General features: G+C 70.6%; 15 protein-coding genes. 10 read left to right on the forward strand and 5 right to left on the reverse strand.

Annotated features, from left to right (window positions below):
* Positions 1-9: 9 nt before the first annotated feature.
* The 4 genes from ACLBKU_RS10840 to smpB form a co-directional block, all read right to left on the reverse strand.
* Entirely contained in the window at positions 10-1,512 is a 1,503-nt protein-coding gene (locus ACLBKU_RS10840) for a DUF4139 domain-containing protein (RefSeq protein WP_410179562.1), read from the reverse strand.
* A 99-nt stretch (positions 1,513-1,611) separates the two neighbouring features.
* Positions 1,612-4,104, reverse strand: a complete 2,493-nt coding sequence (locus tag ACLBKU_RS10845) for a response regulator (protein WP_410179563.1) — start codon at positions 4,102-4,104, stop codon at positions 1,612-1,614.
* A gap of 63 nt (positions 4,105-4,167) precedes the next feature.
* Positions 4,168-4,683: a DUF2062 domain-containing protein gene (locus ACLBKU_RS10850; protein ID WP_410179669.1), complete on the reverse strand. Its 516-nt coding sequence runs from the start codon at positions 4,681-4,683 to the stop codon at positions 4,168-4,170.
* 250 nt (positions 4,684-4,933) lie between these two features.
* The gene (gene smpB / locus ACLBKU_RS10855) at positions 4,934-5,416 is read right to left on the reverse strand and encodes an SsrA-binding protein SmpB (RefSeq protein ID WP_410179564.1); all 483 of its coding nucleotides are present in this window, start codon (positions 5,414-5,416) and stop codon (positions 4,934-4,936) included.
* Between the two features lie 115 nt (positions 5,417-5,531).
* On the opposite strand from smpB, the gene ACLBKU_RS10860 reads away from it, so the two are divergent.
* Positions 5,532-6,596, forward strand: a complete 1,065-nt coding sequence (locus ACLBKU_RS10860) for a succinylglutamate desuccinylase/aspartoacylase family protein (RefSeq protein WP_410179565.1) — start codon at positions 5,532-5,534, stop codon at positions 6,594-6,596.
* On the opposite strand, the gene dapA is transcribed toward ACLBKU_RS10860, so the two are convergent.
* Positions 6,593-7,480 carry a 4-hydroxy-tetrahydrodipicolinate synthase gene (gene dapA / locus ACLBKU_RS10865; RefSeq protein ID WP_410179566.1) on the reverse strand — a complete coding sequence of 296 codons (888 nt, stop codon included), beginning with the start codon at positions 7,478-7,480 and terminating at the stop codon, positions 6,593-6,595. The genes ACLBKU_RS10860 and dapA overlap by 4 nt on opposite strands.
* 175 nt (positions 7,481-7,655) lie before the next feature.
* On the opposite strand from dapA, the gene ACLBKU_RS10870 reads away from it, so the two are divergent.
* From ACLBKU_RS10870 to ACLBKU_RS10910, 9 genes are all read left to right on the forward strand, one after another.
* On the forward strand, positions 7,656-9,545 hold the full coding sequence (locus tag ACLBKU_RS10870; protein WP_410179567.1) for a transglycosylase SLT domain-containing protein: 1,890 nt from the start codon (positions 7,656-7,658) through the stop codon (positions 9,543-9,545).
* Between the two features lie 5 nt (positions 9,546-9,550).
* Positions 9,551-10,030, forward strand: a complete 480-nt coding sequence (locus ACLBKU_RS10875) for a GreA/GreB family elongation factor (protein WP_410179568.1) — start codon at positions 9,551-9,553, stop codon at positions 10,028-10,030.
* Positions 10,023-10,490, forward strand: coding sequence for a hypothetical protein (locus ACLBKU_RS10880; protein ID WP_410179569.1), 468 nt, complete (start codon positions 10,023-10,025; stop codon positions 10,488-10,490). Before ACLBKU_RS10875 ends, ACLBKU_RS10880 begins: the two co-directional genes overlap by 8 nt.
* 44 nt (positions 10,491-10,534) lie before the next feature.
* Positions 10,535-11,794, forward strand: a complete 1,260-nt coding sequence (rlmN, locus tag ACLBKU_RS10885) for a 23S rRNA (adenine(2503)-C(2))-methyltransferase RlmN (RefSeq protein ID WP_410179570.1) — start codon at positions 10,535-10,537, stop codon at positions 11,792-11,794.
* Complete coding sequence (locus ACLBKU_RS10890; protein WP_410179571.1) at positions 11,791-12,384, forward strand: class I SAM-dependent DNA methyltransferase; 594 nt, start codon at positions 11,791-11,793, stop codon at positions 12,382-12,384. Before rlmN ends, ACLBKU_RS10890 begins: the two co-directional genes overlap by 4 nt.
* Positions 12,381-13,022 (forward strand): MOSC domain-containing protein, encoded by a 642-nt coding sequence (locus ACLBKU_RS10895; protein WP_410179572.1) that lies wholly within the window; start codon positions 12,381-12,383, stop codon positions 13,020-13,022. Before ACLBKU_RS10890 ends, ACLBKU_RS10895 begins: the two co-directional genes overlap by 4 nt.
* A 137-nt stretch (positions 13,023-13,159) precedes the next feature.
* Positions 13,160-13,591 carry a glycine zipper 2TM domain-containing protein gene (locus ACLBKU_RS10900; protein ID WP_410179573.1) on the forward strand — a complete coding sequence of 144 codons (432 nt, stop codon included), beginning with the start codon at positions 13,160-13,162 and terminating at the stop codon, positions 13,589-13,591.
* Positions 13,592-13,712: 121 nt separating this feature from the next.
* Entirely contained in the window at positions 13,713-14,087 is a 375-nt protein-coding gene (locus ACLBKU_RS10905) for a glycine zipper 2TM domain-containing protein (protein WP_410179574.1), read from the forward strand.
* A gap of 77 nt (positions 14,088-14,164) precedes the next feature.
* Positions 14,165-14,956: an SDR family oxidoreductase gene (locus ACLBKU_RS10910; protein WP_410179575.1), complete on the forward strand. Its 792-nt coding sequence runs from the start codon at positions 14,165-14,167 to the stop codon at positions 14,954-14,956.
* Positions 14,957-14,959: the final 3 nt, after the last annotated feature.

Below are 14,959 nucleotides of genomic sequence, written 5' to 3' on the forward strand. Positions count from 1 at the left end.
GCCCGCGCCTCAGTAGCGGGTTTCGAAGGTCACGCGCACCACCCGCTCGCCATTCGCGGGGACGGTGATCTTATAGCGGCGGCGGTCGATGTCGAGCTGCTCGCCCGGCACGTCCTCGCTGGTGACGCGGGTGTCGTCGCCCCACCAGCCGCGCGCGAGGCCGGTCTGGCTGACTTCAACCTCGGTCGGCGTGCTGCGCGCGTTGGTGAGGGTGTAGCGCATCGTGGTGCGGTAGAAGGTCTTGGGCCGCTCGACCTCGACCGTGGTGGTCTTGCCGCCCTGGGTGATGCGGTAGCGGGCGGACTTCTCCCACTCCTGCGATGTGATCGTCTCGCGCTTCTCGATCTCGGCCTTGACCGTGACGTCGAAGGCATCGCCGGTCTGGAGCGAGAGCTCGCTGCCCATCGGGGTGTGATCAATGCCCTTCTCGCCGATGAACTGCGGGGTGCCCTCGCGGTCGCGCTGGTAGAAGCGCACCGTGCCGGCGGGGAGCGCATCGCCGAGGCCCTGCGCGCGGCCGGTGGCGAAGGCGATGCGGCTCTCGACGTTGCGGGGCTCGCTGTCGTTCTGCTGCCAATAGACGCTGGTCGCGTAGATCTTGCGCGCGGGCACGCCCTGCACGTCGAGGAAGCTCACCTGCTTGGTCTGGGCATTGGCGACGGTGGTGCGGCCGGAAATGGGGTAGAGGTAGAAGTCGCCAAGGCGCTCGCGGTCGGGCGCTTCGGTGCCCGCGCGGGTCATGCCGCGCTGGCTGTACCCGCCGCCGCCGCTGCTGTTGTCATAGGGATTGCCCGCGACCAGCACGGTATCGGCATTGCGGAAGGTGGTGCCGGTGTTGTTGGTGAGCGTCACCCAGCCCTGCATGTCGATGGTGCCCGCCGCCTCGTTGAACAGCGCCACATAGTCCGCGCTCCAGCCGAGCCCGCCGGTGAGGTAGCGCAAGCTGACCGGCCGCGCGCCGCCGCGGCTCGAATCGAGGTTGACCGAGAGGGTGGGCCGCGCGCGCAGGCCCGGGGGCACGCGGTCGAAGATCACGCGCACCGGCAACCCGTCGTCGCGCAGCACCTCGATGCGCTCTCCGATCTGGATGACCACGCCGCCCGCGACCGAGAGCACCCTGGCGCGCTCGCGGGTCTCGGCGCCGGTCGCGGGGTTGGTGCGCAGCAGGGTGACGGTCTGGCCGACCACCTTCTCCATCAGCTTGCCCGGGGTGAGCAGGTCATAGTCGAAGTTCTGCTCGATGATCGTGGTGTCGGGCGCGGCGAAGCTCAGCGTCTGCGGCTGGATCGCGGCCGAGACGTCGGGGAACTCGACGCGGCTGCGCCCGCCCGCGATGTCGAGGCGGCGCACGTCCTGCACCAGCGCGATGTCGTTGTTGTAGATGGTGAGCGCGACATCGCCCTGCGCGCTCGCGTCGGGGTCGGGGACGCTGCCGGACTGGGCGGCGGCTCCGGTGGCGAGCAGCACGGCCAGCGATGCGCCCATGCGGGCAGCCACGGCGCGGTTGATCATCTCCAGTCCCCTCCGATGTCTCGTCTTGCAGGAGATGAACGATTTTGCCGCTTTATCCAAGGTGAACGGAGTGATTGCGCCGGTGAATTGGCGCGGCCCTCACGCCCCCGCCGCCGCGCGCGCCTCGCTGAGCACCGCGCCGACCTTGTCGCCGATCGCCGCGACGCTGAAGGGCTTGGCGATGAAGTGCATGTCGGGAATGTCGATGTCGCGCCGCAGCTGCTCCTCGGCATAGCCCGACATGAACAGCACCGGCATGTGCGGCAGGCGCGCGCGGATCGCGCGGACCATCGCGGGGCCGTCCATCCCCGGCATCACCACGTCGCTGACCACGAGGTCGAACTCCCCGCCCTCCTCGATCGCGGCGAGCCCCTCCTCGCCGTTGGCGCAGGCGGTGACGTCGTAGCCCGCGCGGGTCAGCGCCCGCTCGGCGACGGCGCGGACCATGTCCTCGTCCTCGACCAGGAGCACCTTGCCCCCCGCCGACCAGTCCGAGGAGACGAGCGGCGCAGGCTCGCGGCGCTTGGGCATCTCGCCGCGGTGCACCGGCAGGTAGACCGTGAAACGCGCGCCCGTCGGGTGCCCGGACTTGTCCTTGATGTTGTCGGCGAAGATGAACCCGCCCGACTGCTTGACGATCCCGTAGGCGGTGGAGAGGCCGAGGCCGGTGCCCTTGCCCTGCTCCTTGGTGGTGAAGAAGGGCTCGAACAGCTTGGGCAGCACGTGGGGCGGGATGCCCCCGCCGGTGTCCTGCACGATCAGCACGGTATAGTCCGCCGCGGGCAGCACCTCCGAGCCCAATTGGATCACCTGCTTGGCCTGGAGCGAGCGCGTGAACAGCGAGATCCGGCCCTGCCCGTTCCCGCGCGACTGGATCGCGTCGCGGGCGTTGACCGCAAGGTTCATGATGACCTGCTCGAGCTGCTGCGGATCGGCGCGGACGGGGCCGAGGTTGCGGTCGTGCTGGACGTAGTAGGTGATCTTCTCCCCCAGCAGCCGCTTGATGAGCGGGCTCACCTCGCTCACGACATCCGGCAGCTGGATGATCTCGGGGCGCAGGGTCTGCTGGCGCGAGAAGGCGAGCAGCTGGCGCGTCAGCGAGGCGGCGCGGTTGGAGTTCGCGCGGATCTGCTGGATGTCGTCATAGTCGCTGTCGCCGGGGATATGGCGCAGCAGCATGAGATCGCAGGTGCCGATGATCGCGGTGAGCACGTTGTTGAAATCGTGCGCGACCCCGCCGGCGAGCTGGCCCACGGCCTGCATCTTGGTCGCCTGCGCGACCTGGCGGCGGAGCTGGTTCTCCTGGCTGGTGTCGGCGAGGCTCAAGAGCACCGCCGCCTCGCCGAGGCCGCGCACGCCCGCGAGGCCGAGGCTGACCGGCTCCTCGGGGCTGTTGGTCAGCCGCACCGCGACATCGCCGCTGGTCGAGGGTCCGCGCCCGTGGCGGCGCACCGCGTCGGAGAGCGCGGCCTTGTCCTCGCGCACCACGAGATCGGTCGGAAAGGCAGGCAGCCCCCGCCCCTCGCGGCCGACGGAGCGCAGGAAAGCGTCGTTGCCGAACAGGAAGCGCCCGTCGCGGTCGGTCATGGCGAGGCCCAAGGGCAGCTGGGCGAGCAGCGCGTCCAATTGCGCGACGCCCGCCTGCCCCGCGCCCTCGAAGCCGCCGCCGATGCCGACGCCCGAATCGATCAGCAGCATCAGCGAGGTCGCCTCGTCGGGCCCCGCGGGGGTGACCCGCTCGGCCGGATCGACCAGCGGCACGTCGACGAGCGTCTGCGGGGTCCCGCCCCGCCCCTCGCGCGCGAAGAAGATGCGGTCGCGCTCGTCGGAGCGCAGGAAGGAGACAAAGTCCTGCCCGACGAGGCTCGCCCGCTCGTCTCCCGCCGCGCGCTCGGCGAAACCGGCGCTGACCGCGCGGATCACGCCGTCGGCGGTGGTGATCGCGGTCTCGATCCCCGCGCGGCTCAGCATCTTGCCGAAGGCCCCGGCAAGGTCGAGCGCCGAAAGGCTGCTCGCCGCCTCGCGGGCGTGGGGGCGCAGGCGCCAGATCAGGTGATCCTCGCCGCGCCCGGCGCGGGTGGCGCTGACCTGCCAGCGGGTCTCGTCGGTGGTCTCGACCTCCTCGAGCGCGGCCGCCCCGTCGCGCCACGCGGTGCGCGCGAGCAGGGTCACCGCCTCGAGCGCCTCGCGGCCCAGCGGCAGCGCCGGCGGGGCCGCGCCCGCGCCGAAGCTGTCGAGGAAGAAGTGGTTGGCGCAGACCATGCGGTTGGCGCGGTCGGTGATCGCGATCGCCTCGCCCGCGCGCTCGATCGCGGCGACGGTGACGCTCCAGTCCGCCGCGACCGGTCCCTCGCTTGGCTGGGCGCCGCGCATCCGGTCGAGCATCGCCACCCCGCCGAGGATCACGCCGGTCGCGAGCACGAAGGCGAGCGCGACGAGGCCGCTCCCGGTCGCAAGCCACAGCACCCCCGCGCTCGCCACCAGCGCGGCGGCGAGCCCGCCCACCAGCCGCAGCGGCGCCGCCTCGCTCCCGGCCTCGGCAAGGTCGCGGCTGGCGGGTGTATCGGATTTCGGGCCGGAACGGCGGGACAAGCGGCAGGGCTCCTGTGGCAGGCGCGCGCGCAGTGCGGCGCGGGGCGGAACGAAGAGCGCTTCCTACTGGCTCGCGAGCCGCTGGTCGAGCCGCGCTTCCATCGCCCTCAACCGTCTGGCGCGCTTACGGGACACCACGGCCCGCCACACCCAGACCGAGACGACATAGCCGAGAATCGGGGTGACCACCGACAGCACGAGGTAGCCGACCACCGTCGCGCCCGCGACCTGGTAGGCCTCGACCAGCCATGCCCAGGTCCCGCTCCCCGCCTTGGCGGTGGCGATGGCCGGCGCGGTCGCATCCCAGCGCAGCAGGAATTCGCCCAGCTTGTAGGCGATCGCCGCCCAGAAGGGCAGCGTGAAGGGGTTGGTGACGAAGGTCACGAGCGCCGCGAGCGGGACGTTGGCGCGGGTCGGCAGGGCGAGGAAGGCGGAAAGGAAGATCTGCCCGATGGGGATGATGAAGGCCGCGAACAGCCCGAGCGCCACCCCCCGCGGCACCGAGCGGCGGGTGAAGCGCCACAGCTCCGGGCTTAGGAAGCGGTGGGCGATGGGGGCGAGATACTTGTTCTGCGCCATCTCCTCGCGGGTCGGGGTGTTCTTGCGGATGACCCCCGACGCCCAGGCCTTCGCCCGCGCGGCGAGGCCGGGCCGGGTCGCAGACGGCCCGCTCATGCGCGGCCCTGCGCAGGAATGCGCGCAGCGGCGGCGACGGACGCGGGGGTGCGGGAGGGGGTCGGCATGACGAGGCCCATATGGGTAACACGCCAAGGCTGACTAGGTGGTGAATCGCGCCGCAAGCAGATATTCGACGAGCGTCGATGCCCGCTCATCCCCGCTCGCGCATCACCCGCGCCTTGTCGCGCTTCCAGTCGCGCTCCTTGATGCTGGCGCGCTTGTCGTGGGTCTGCTTGCCCCTGGCGAGCGCCAGTTCCACCTTCGCGCGACCCGTGCGGTTGAAATAGACCGAGAGCGGCACGAGCGTCATGCCCTTCCTCTCGACCGCGCCGAACAGCTTGTCGATCTCGCGCTCGTGGAGGAGCAGCTTGCGCGGGCGGCGCGGCTCGTGGTTGAGGCGGTTGCCGTGCGAGTATTCGGGAATGTTGGCGTTGACGAGCCACACCTCGCCATCCTTCACCTCGGCATAGGACTCCGCGATCGAGGCCTCGCCCGCGCGCAGCGCCTTGACCTCGGTGCCCGAGAGCATCAGCCCGGCCTCGTAGGTGTCCTCGACATGGTAGTCGAAGCGCGCCCGGCGGTTCTCGGCGACGATCTTGAGCTTGTCGAAGGTGAGGGGCTTGGGACGGGCCATAAGGCGGGGCGATGTAGGCGCGCGCGGAGGAAAAAGCGAGGGGGAAAGCGGGCGGCGCGGGTTTGCGCTTTCCGGCGGCGCGGCTACCGTGGCGAGGGCCCAGCGGGAGAGCGCCATGGAGACAGCCGAACCTTTCGCGATCGCCGGACAGTCGGTCGCGCCCGGCACGCAGGCCGATGTCGCCTTCCCGATCACGACGATGGCGAACGGGGCCTCCTCATCGCTCGCGGTGCGCGTGCTCCACGGCGCGTGGCCGGGCCCCCGCGTCTTCGTCAGCGCGGCGATCCACGGCGACGAGATCATCGGCACCGCGGTCGTCCAGCGCCTCGCGCAGACCTTGCGGCCCGAGGCCCTGAGCGGAACGGTGCTGCTGGTGCCGGTCGCCAACATCTTCGGCTTCATCACCCATTCGCGCTACCTGCCCGACCGGCGCGACCTCAACCGGAGCTTCCCGGGGAGCGCCGGGGGATCGCTCGCGGGGCAGCTCGCGCACATCTTCGCGCAGGAGGTGGTCAAGCGCTGCGAGCTCGGGATCGACATCCATTCCGCGGCGATCAACCGCTACAACCTTCCCCAGATCCGCATCGCCGCGGGCCATCGCCGGCTGGTCGAGCTGGCGATGGCGTTCGGCGCGCCGGTCATCATCGAGAGCCCCTTGCGCGACGGCTCCCTGCGCGACCTCGCCCAGGGCCACGGCGTCGACATGCTGCTGATGGAGGCGGGCGAGGCGCTGCGCTTCGACCGGCTGTCGATCGAGACGGGAGTCGAGGGGGTGACGCGGGTGCTCGCGCATCTCGGGATGATCGAGGCCGACGACGGGCTCTCCTCGGTCGGCATCCCGGCGCGCGCCAACCGCACCGTCTGGGTCCGCGCGCCGCGCGGCGGGGTGGCGCAGATGGTGCGCACCTCGGGCGACCCGGTGCGCAAGGGCGACGTCCTCGCCTGCGTCGCGGGCCTGTTCGGGGAGGAGGCCGAGGAAATCGTCAGCCCGCTCGACGGCATCATCATCGGCCACGCCACGCTCCCGGTGGTCCACCAGGGCGACGCGCTGTTCCACATCGCCGCGATCGACCACCCCGAGCGCGTGGGGGCGCAGATCGATTCGATCACCGAGGCGATCCTCGCGAGCGAGCCACAGGGGAGCGCGCAGGGGATGCTCGACGAGGACGAGGTGGTCTAGGCGGGCAGCACCCCCGCGCTCACCAGCGCCTCGTCCACCGCGCGCTTCGCCTCCTCGCTGCACTCAACAAGCGGCAACCGCACCTCGGGCTCGATCCAGTCGTGGACGCGGCTCAGCGCATATTTCACCGGCGCGGGGGAAGCGTCGGAGAACATCGCGTAGTGGAGCGGGAAGAGGCGGTCATTGAGCTGCCGCGCCTTTTTGAGCTCGTTCGCGGCGATCGCCTCGTGGAACTCGGCGCACAGCTTCGGGGCGACATTCGCCGTCACCGAGATGCACCCGCGCCCGCCCGCCGCCGCGTGGGGCAGCCACAGCTCGTCGTTGCCCGACAGCTGGCAGAACTCGCGCCCGATCCCCATGCGGTGGTCGGCGACGCGGCTGAGGTCGCCGCTCGCGTCCTTGATGGCGATGATCCGGTCGGGATACTTGCGCACCAGCTCGACCACCGTGTCGTCGAGGATGTCGGTCACCGTGCGCGCGGGCACGTTGTAGAGCACGATCGGCAGCTCGCAGTTCTCGGCGAGGTAGCTGAAATGCGCGATCAGCCCGCGCTGGCTCGGGCGGTTGTAATAGGGCGCGACGCACAACCCCGCCGCCGCCCCCGCCTTCTTGGCGAAGGTCATGTGCAGCGCGGCGTTCCTCGTGTCGTTCGAGCCGCAGCCCGCGATCACCGGCACGCGGCCCGCCGCCTGCTCGATGCACACCTCGATCACGCGGTGATGCTCGGCATTGGAGAGCGTCGAGGCCTCGCCGGTCGTGCCGCAGGGGACGAGCGCGGCGCTGCCGTTCTCGATCTGCCAGTCGACCAGCCGGCGGAAGGCCGCCTCGTCGAACGCCCCGCCGCGAAAAGGAGTCACAAGAGCGGGAATGGAACCGCTGAACATTGCCTTTGTCCTGCCAGAATCGCTAGTTATCGACGAAGGGTCCTCGGGTACTCCCCCGCCTCCCCTCCACTGTTCAGCGCCTGATAAGGAGCCGATTGGCACTATGTCCAGCATGGTCCGTAAGCTTATGATTTCCGCACGGATTTATGCTGCGATTGTGGGACTCGGGACGGGTGTGGCCCTGGCGGCGCCCGCCGCGGCACAGGATTTCGGCGCCGGCGACCTCGTCGCCCGCCAGCCGGCGGCAATGGATGCGGCGATCGCGCGGTGGGAGAACCTCCAGGCGAGCCGCACCGCCTCCTTCGCCGATTACGCCGGTTTCGTGCTCGCTTTCCCCAGCTTTCCGCGCAGCGACATCCTGCGCCAGCGCGCCGAGGCGACGCTCGGCAGCGAGGCTCCGCCGCCCGCCGACGTGCTGCGCTTCTTCGACGCCAACCCGCCGCTGACCAACCCCGCGCGCGGTCGCTATGCGCTTGCGCTCGCGAGCGCGCAGCGGCCCGAGGCCCTGACCGAGGCGCGCCGGGCGTGGCGCGGCGGGACCATGGCCGACGCGGTCGAGCTCGCCCTCGCCGGGCTCTACGGCTCCCAGCTCACCCCCGAGGACCACGCGGTGCGGATGGACGCGCTGCTGTGGCAGGGCAAGGCCGACGCCGCCTCGCGCCAGCTGATGTATCTCGCCGAGAACCAGCGCCCGATCGCGCTCGCCCGCCTCTCGCTCCTGCGCGGCAGCCGTCCCGAGGCCTCGGGCCTTGCGGTGCCGGAAGGTGCCGAGGCCGATCCGGGCTATGTCTTCAACCTCGTCAAGTTCCTGCGCGCGAGCGGCCAGGCCGGCGAGGCGGCGCGGGTGTTCGGCAATCGCCCCGCCTTCGCGCGGCCCGCCGTCGATCCGGAGGGTTTCGTGACCGAGCTCCTGAGCCTCGCCCGGGCAAGCGGCGCGCGCGATGCGGCGCTGGTGGCGGGCCGCACCGACGACCTTTTCGCTCCGGGCACCGACGTCTCGCTGACCAGCTTCACCCTGCGCGACCGCTACACCGACCTGATGTGGCTCGGCGGCACGAGGGCGCTGTGGGAGCTCGGCGACGGGCGCGCCGCCGCGCCGCTGTTCCAGCGCTACGGCGATGCGGCCAAGACCCCGCTGACCAAGGCCAAGGGCTATTTCTGGGCGGGCCGCGCCGCGCGCCAGGCGGGCGACCAGGCCGCGGCGCAGCGCTATTTCGAAATGGCCGCGCGCTGGCCCGACTACTACTACGGCCAGCTCGCCCTCTCGGCCCTCGGCCGCCCGATGCCGGCCTTCGCGGGGCTCCCGCAGCCGGCGATGGATGCGAGTGTCAGGGCCGAGTTCGAGGCGCGCCCGCTCGTCCAGGCGGTCCGCGCGCTCGCGAAGAACCGCCGCGACTGGCGCACCGAACGCCGCTTCTTCGAGGCGCTCGGCGACGAGGCCGACACGCCCACCGAAATGCTCATGGCCGCGATGCTCGCGCGCGAAGTGGGCCTCGACGAGATGGCGGTGGTGCTCGGCATGAAGGCCGGCGAGAACGGCCTTCCCGGCCTCGAGCGGATCGGCTTCCCGACGGTCAACACCCCGCCGGTGGTCAACGACTGGGTGATGGTCCACGCCATCGCCCGGCAGGAGAGCGAGTTCGACCGCACCCGCGAGAGCCATGCGGGGGCGCGCGGCATCATGCAGCTGATGCCCGGCACCGCGCGCGAGCAGGCGGGCAAGATCGGGGTGCAATACCTCGCCGCCGACCTCACCGCTTCGCCCGAATACAACATCCGCCTCGGCGATGCCTATTTCGCGCGGATGATGAGCTATTACGGCGGCTCCTACCCGCTCGCGGTCGGCGCCTACAATGCGGGGCCGGGGCGGGTGAACGAATGGCTGAGGCTCAACGGCGACCCGCGCACCGGGGCGATCGACTGGGTCACCTGGGTCGAGAAGATCCCCGCCAACTTCGAGACGCGCTACTACATCATGCGCGTGATCGGCAACGCGGTGACCTATTCGCACATGTACCCCGACAAGGCGGGCATCCCCCGCACCGTCGAGAGCTTCCTGCGCTGAGCCTCATGAAGCCGCAGGGGCCACCGATCACGCCGCAGGGGATGGCGGCCTTGAAGGCGCGCTACGATCACCTGCTCGGCACCGAGCGGCCGGCGATCGTCGAGATCGTCAGCTGGGCGGCGGGCAACGGCGACCGCTCGGAGAACGGCGACTATCTCTACGGCCGCAAGAAGATGCGCGAGATCGACCGCGAGCTCGCCCACCTCGCCCGCCGCATGAAGGTGCTGCGGGTGGTCGATCCGGGCGCGCAGGTGGACCGCAGCCGCGTGTTCTTCGGTGCGCGGGTCACCATCGCGGACGAGGACGACAACCACCAGACCGTCCAGCTCGTCGGCGATGACGAGCAGGACGCCGCAAGGGGCCGGATCGGCTGGAACGCGCCGCTCGCCCGTGCCTTGCGGGGCGCGATGATCGGGGATGTGCGCGTTGTCGCCCTTCCCTCGGGAGCGCGCGAATGGGAAGTCTTGGCGATCGACTATGACTAGGCTCCTCGCCCTCGCCCTCCTTGCCCTTGCCGCGCACCCGCTGGCCGCGCGCGAGAGCCTTGGGGTGTATGAGAGCTGGGCCGCGTTCAAGGACGCGTCGCCGCCGCGCTGCTATGCCATCGCCAGGGCGGAGGGCACGGGAGGCGGCTATGCCACCGTCTCGAACTGGCCCGAGAGGAAGGTGCGCGGGGCGGTCTATTTCGCGCTCTCCCGCGAGGTCGCCGACAAGAGCGCGGTGCGGCTGGCGGTGGGCGAGAAGCGCTTCGACCTTGTCGCCAAGAGCCGCAACGCCTGGGCGCGGGACGCGCAGGGCGACGCCGCAATCCTTGCGGCGCTGCGCTCGGGCACCCGGATGAGCGTCTCGGGACGGGGACCCAAGGGCGCCTTCACCGACCGCTACACGCTCGCCGGGGCGGCGACCGCGATCGACGCCGCAATCGTGGGGTGTGCGCGGCGATAGCCGACTCGCCAAATCGTCCTTCTGCCACTATATGGCCGCCACCCATGGCCGATACCGCACTCATGACCATCCCGGGCCTCGTCGACCCGGTGCCCGCCGCGCGCGACATCACGCCGCGCGCAGACGGGCGCGTCGACCTGATCGGCCTCCCCCGCCCGCGCATCCGCGAGCTGTTCGAGGAAGCCGGGCTCGACGCGAAGGCGGCCAAGCTGCGCGCCAAGCAGGTGTTCCACTGGCTCTACCACCGCGGGGTCACCGACTTCGCAGCGATGACCGACATCGCCAAGCCGATGCGCCCGTGGCTCGCTGAGCGTTTCGTGATCGGCCGCCCCGACGTGGTCGAGGCGCAACACTCGGTGGACGGCACCCGCAAGTGGCTGCTGCGCACCGCAGACGGCCACGATTTCGAGATGGTGTTCATCCCCGACGAGACGCGCGGCACGCTCTGCGTTTCCTCGCAGGTCGGCTGCACCCTCACCTGCTCCTTCTGCCATACCGGCACGATGAAGCTGGTGAGAAACCTCACCCCCGGCGAGATCGTGGGGCAGGTGATGCTCGCCCGCGACGCGCTCGGCGAATGGCCGCGCGGCTCGATGGCGAGCGACGCTGACGCGATCGACGAGGACGACGAAGCCGGTCACTACACCGCCGACGGGCGCCTGCTCACCAACATCGTGATGATGGGCATGGGCGAGCCGCTCTACAATTTCGACCACGTCCGCGATGCGCTGAAGCTGGTGATGGACGGCGACGGCCTCGCCCTCTCCAAGCGGCGCATCACGCTCTCGACCTCCGGCGTGATCCCGATGATGGAGCGCTGCGGCGAGGAGATCGGGGTGAACCTCGCGGTGTCGCTCCACGGCGTGCGCAAGGAGGTGCGCGACGAACTGGTGCCCCTGAACAGGAAATACGGGATCGACGACCTGCTCCAGGCCTGCGCCGACTACCCCGGCGCCTCGAACGCGCGGCGCATCACCTTCGAATACGTGATGATCCGGGACAAGAACGACAGCGACGAGGACGCGCGCGAGCTGGTCCGGCTGCTCAAGGCCTACAACCTTCCCGCCAAGGTCAACCTCATCCCCTTCAACCCCTGGCCGGGCGCGGGCTACGAGACCTCCAGCCCTGAGCGCATCAGGCGCTTCTCCGAGATCGTCTTCGAGGGCGGTTTCTCGGCCCCGGTGCGCACGCCGCGCGGGCGCGACATCGATGCGGCCTGCGGCCAGCTCAAGACCGCGGCCGAGAAGAAGAGCCGCGCGCAAAGGGACCGCGAGGCGGCGGCCGCCGCTGCCGGGGCCGCTTGAGCACCGACCCCGCAACAATCGCCTTCTACCAGGAGCGCGCGCCCTATTGGGTGTTCCACTCGGGCGAGGCGCACAGCCACCAGCTCGACGCCTTTCTCGATCGCCTGCCGCCGGGCAGCGCCTTGCTCGAACTCGGCTGCGGCGGCGGGCGCGATGCCGAGCACATCCGCAAGCGGGGGTTTGTCGTTGATGCCACCGATGGCACGCCTGCCCTCGTCAAGCGCGCCAACGAGGCCTTCGCCCTCGGTGCGCGGGTGATGGCCTTCCACGAACTCGAGGCCGAAGCTGCCTATGCCGGGGTCTGGGCCCATGCGAGCCTGCTCCACAGCCCCCGCGCCGCGCTTCCCGATGTCCTCGCCCGCATCCACCGCGCGCTGGTGCCGGGCGGGTGGTTCTTCTCGAGCTACAAGCTCGGCGATGGGGAAGGCCGCGATCTCTTGGGCCGCTTGCACAATTTTCCCTCGCCCGAATGGCTCTTGGCAGCCTACGCGAGGGCTAATTTCACCATCGAGTCGCATGACATCTACGCCGGCAAGGCCAGTGATGGGACGCAGCGCGACTGGATCGATCTGATCGCAAGGAAAGCATGACCCGCTGGACCATCGAGGCCGTCTGCACCGGCACCGCCCGCCCCTTCCACGGCGCTGAACTCAGCGCCTTCGCCAAGCGCCCTCAGGAGGGCCCGGTGCCAATCCATGCCGAGGGCCTCGCGCCCGACGAGCAGGCCGATCGCACCGTCCACGGCGGGCCCGAGCAGGCACTGCACCTTTACCCGCTCGATCACCATGCATGGTGGCGCGGGGTGATCGGCGACCACCCGGCGCTGGCCGAGCCGGGCGGGTTCGGCTCGAACCTTGGCGTGACCGGCCTCACCGAGGAGCACGTTCACATCGGCGACCGCTTCCGCTGCGGTTCGGCGCTGATCGAGGTCAGCCGCCCGCGCAGCCCGTGCTGGAAGATCGAGCACCGTTTCGGCCACAAGGGCATGGTCGCGCAGGTCATCAAGTCCGGGCGCTGCGGCTGGTATTTCCGCGTGATCGAGACCGGCGAGGTGGCGGCCGGCGATTGCCTCGAACGCGTCGCCATCGGTTCGGCCGACTGGAGCATCGCGCGGGTGTTCCGCGCGCTGACCGCCGGCAAGGGGAGCCGCGAGGAGCTTGCCCAACTCGCCGAACTCCCCGCCCTCACACCCCATCTGCGCGCCAAGGCCGCAGCCAGGCTCGCCTGAGCCACAGTTTATCCCGAACCCGCCCAAACTGAACAAATCCTGCTGCTGGCTGACGAGATTGTTCAGCTCAGGTTCTTCCAATCTGAACGAAATAGAGGTCGTGCTCCATCGGGGAGCCCACATCAGGGATAACGACCATGAAGAACCTCGCACTCCTCATCGCCGCCGGATCGGTCGCCGCTACGGCCGTTCCCGCGCAGGCGCTCGAATTCCACGCTGCGCCGGCACCGGTCGTCGCCAGCTACGGCGTCGCCAGCGATTACGGCGTCGACACAGCCAACCACGACCGCCGCCGCTGGCGCGACGACCGCCGCTACGACGGCTACCGCGGCCGCTATGACGACCGCCGCTACTACGAGGGCGACCGCGGCTACTGGCGCGGCCGGGACGGCCGGACCTATTGCCGCCGCAAGGACGGCACCACGGGCTTGGTGATCGGTGCCGGCGCCGGCGCGTTGCTCGGCCGCCAGATCGACAAGCGCGGCGACCGCACCCTCGGCACCATCCTCGGCGCCGTCGGCGGCGGGCTCCTCGGCCGCGAAATCGATCGCGGCAGCCGCTGCCGCTAAGCGCGAGCGGGCGGGCATCCGGCGCGAGCCGGGCCCGCCCCACCGCGCGCAGACTTTTGCCGCCGACTGCCGCCGGGCAGTCACGCATTGCGAAAGCAGCACAACCGAAAGGAGACCTGCCATGAAGAAGTTCGCTCTCATCCTCGCCGCAGGGTCCATGACACTGCCGATGGCGGCGCCGGTGCAGGCCGACCCGCCGCGCCACGCCAAGGCCTGGGGCAAGCGCGCCAAGGAGCACCGCATCTATGACGAGCGCGGCCGCTACTACGAACCGCGCCGCCTCTCGCGCGGCGACCGGATCTGGCGCGACGGGGATCGCTACTACTGCCGCCGCGACAACGGGACCACGGGCCTCGTGATCGGGGCGGGCGTGGGCGCGCTGCTCGGCCGCACCATCGACACCCGCGGCGACCGTTCGGCGGGCACCATCCTCGGCGCGATCGGCGGCGGCCTCCTCGGCCGCGAGATCGACCGCGGGGAGCTGCGCTGCCGCTAGGGCATGCACAGGCGCGGGCGCGGCGCGACAGCGCTCCCCGATTGAAGCGCGCCGCGCCCCCTGTTAGCCGTGCTGTCATGCCCTCTCCCGACAGCACCGACACCACCGCTCGCCCCGCCGTTCTCGTGACCGGCGGGGCGACGCGCATCGGCGCCGCGATCGTGCGCCGCTTCGCCGAAGCCCATTGGCACGTGGTGATCCACCACCGCGCCTCCGCCGACGCCGCCGCGGCGCTCGCCGCCGCACTCCCGAGCGCCGAAACGATCCGGTTCGACCTCGCCGACGATGACGCGGCAGTCGCGGCGGTCATGGCACTCGCCGCGCGGCTCCCGGGCTGGCGGTGCCTCGTCAACTCGGCGTCGATTTTCGACTACGACAGTGTAACCGCGCTCGACCCGGCAACGAACCGGGCGGCGATGCAGGTCAACGCCCTCGCCCCGGCCCGGCTCGCCCAGACCTTCCTCGCCCTCGCCGCCGAGGGCGCAGGGGTGCGCACCGTGATCAACGTTACGGACATGAAAATTGAAAATACCAACCCCGATTTCTTCTCCTACACCATGAGCAAACACGCGCTGGCGGGGACCATCGGAATGCTGGCCAAGGGATACGCGGACGACAGGAGCGTCAGGGTCTACGGCCTGGCGCCCGGCGCCGTGCTCGCCAGCCACGACCAGCGCGAGGAGGAGACCGAGGTCTCGCACCGCATGAACCTGCTCGCCCGCAAGACCGGCCCCGACGAACTCGCCGATGCCGCGCTGTTCCTCGCGGGCGGCGCGCTGGCGAGCGGGCAGAGCCTGTTCGTGGATTCGGGCCAGCACCTGCTCGACCAGCCGCGCGACGTGATCTGGCTGGCACGCGACACCGGATAGACG

It is taken from the genome of Erythrobacter sp. NE805 (assembly GCF_046452355.1).
GTDB lineage: Bacteria > Pseudomonadota > Alphaproteobacteria > Sphingomonadales > Sphingomonadaceae > Erythrobacter.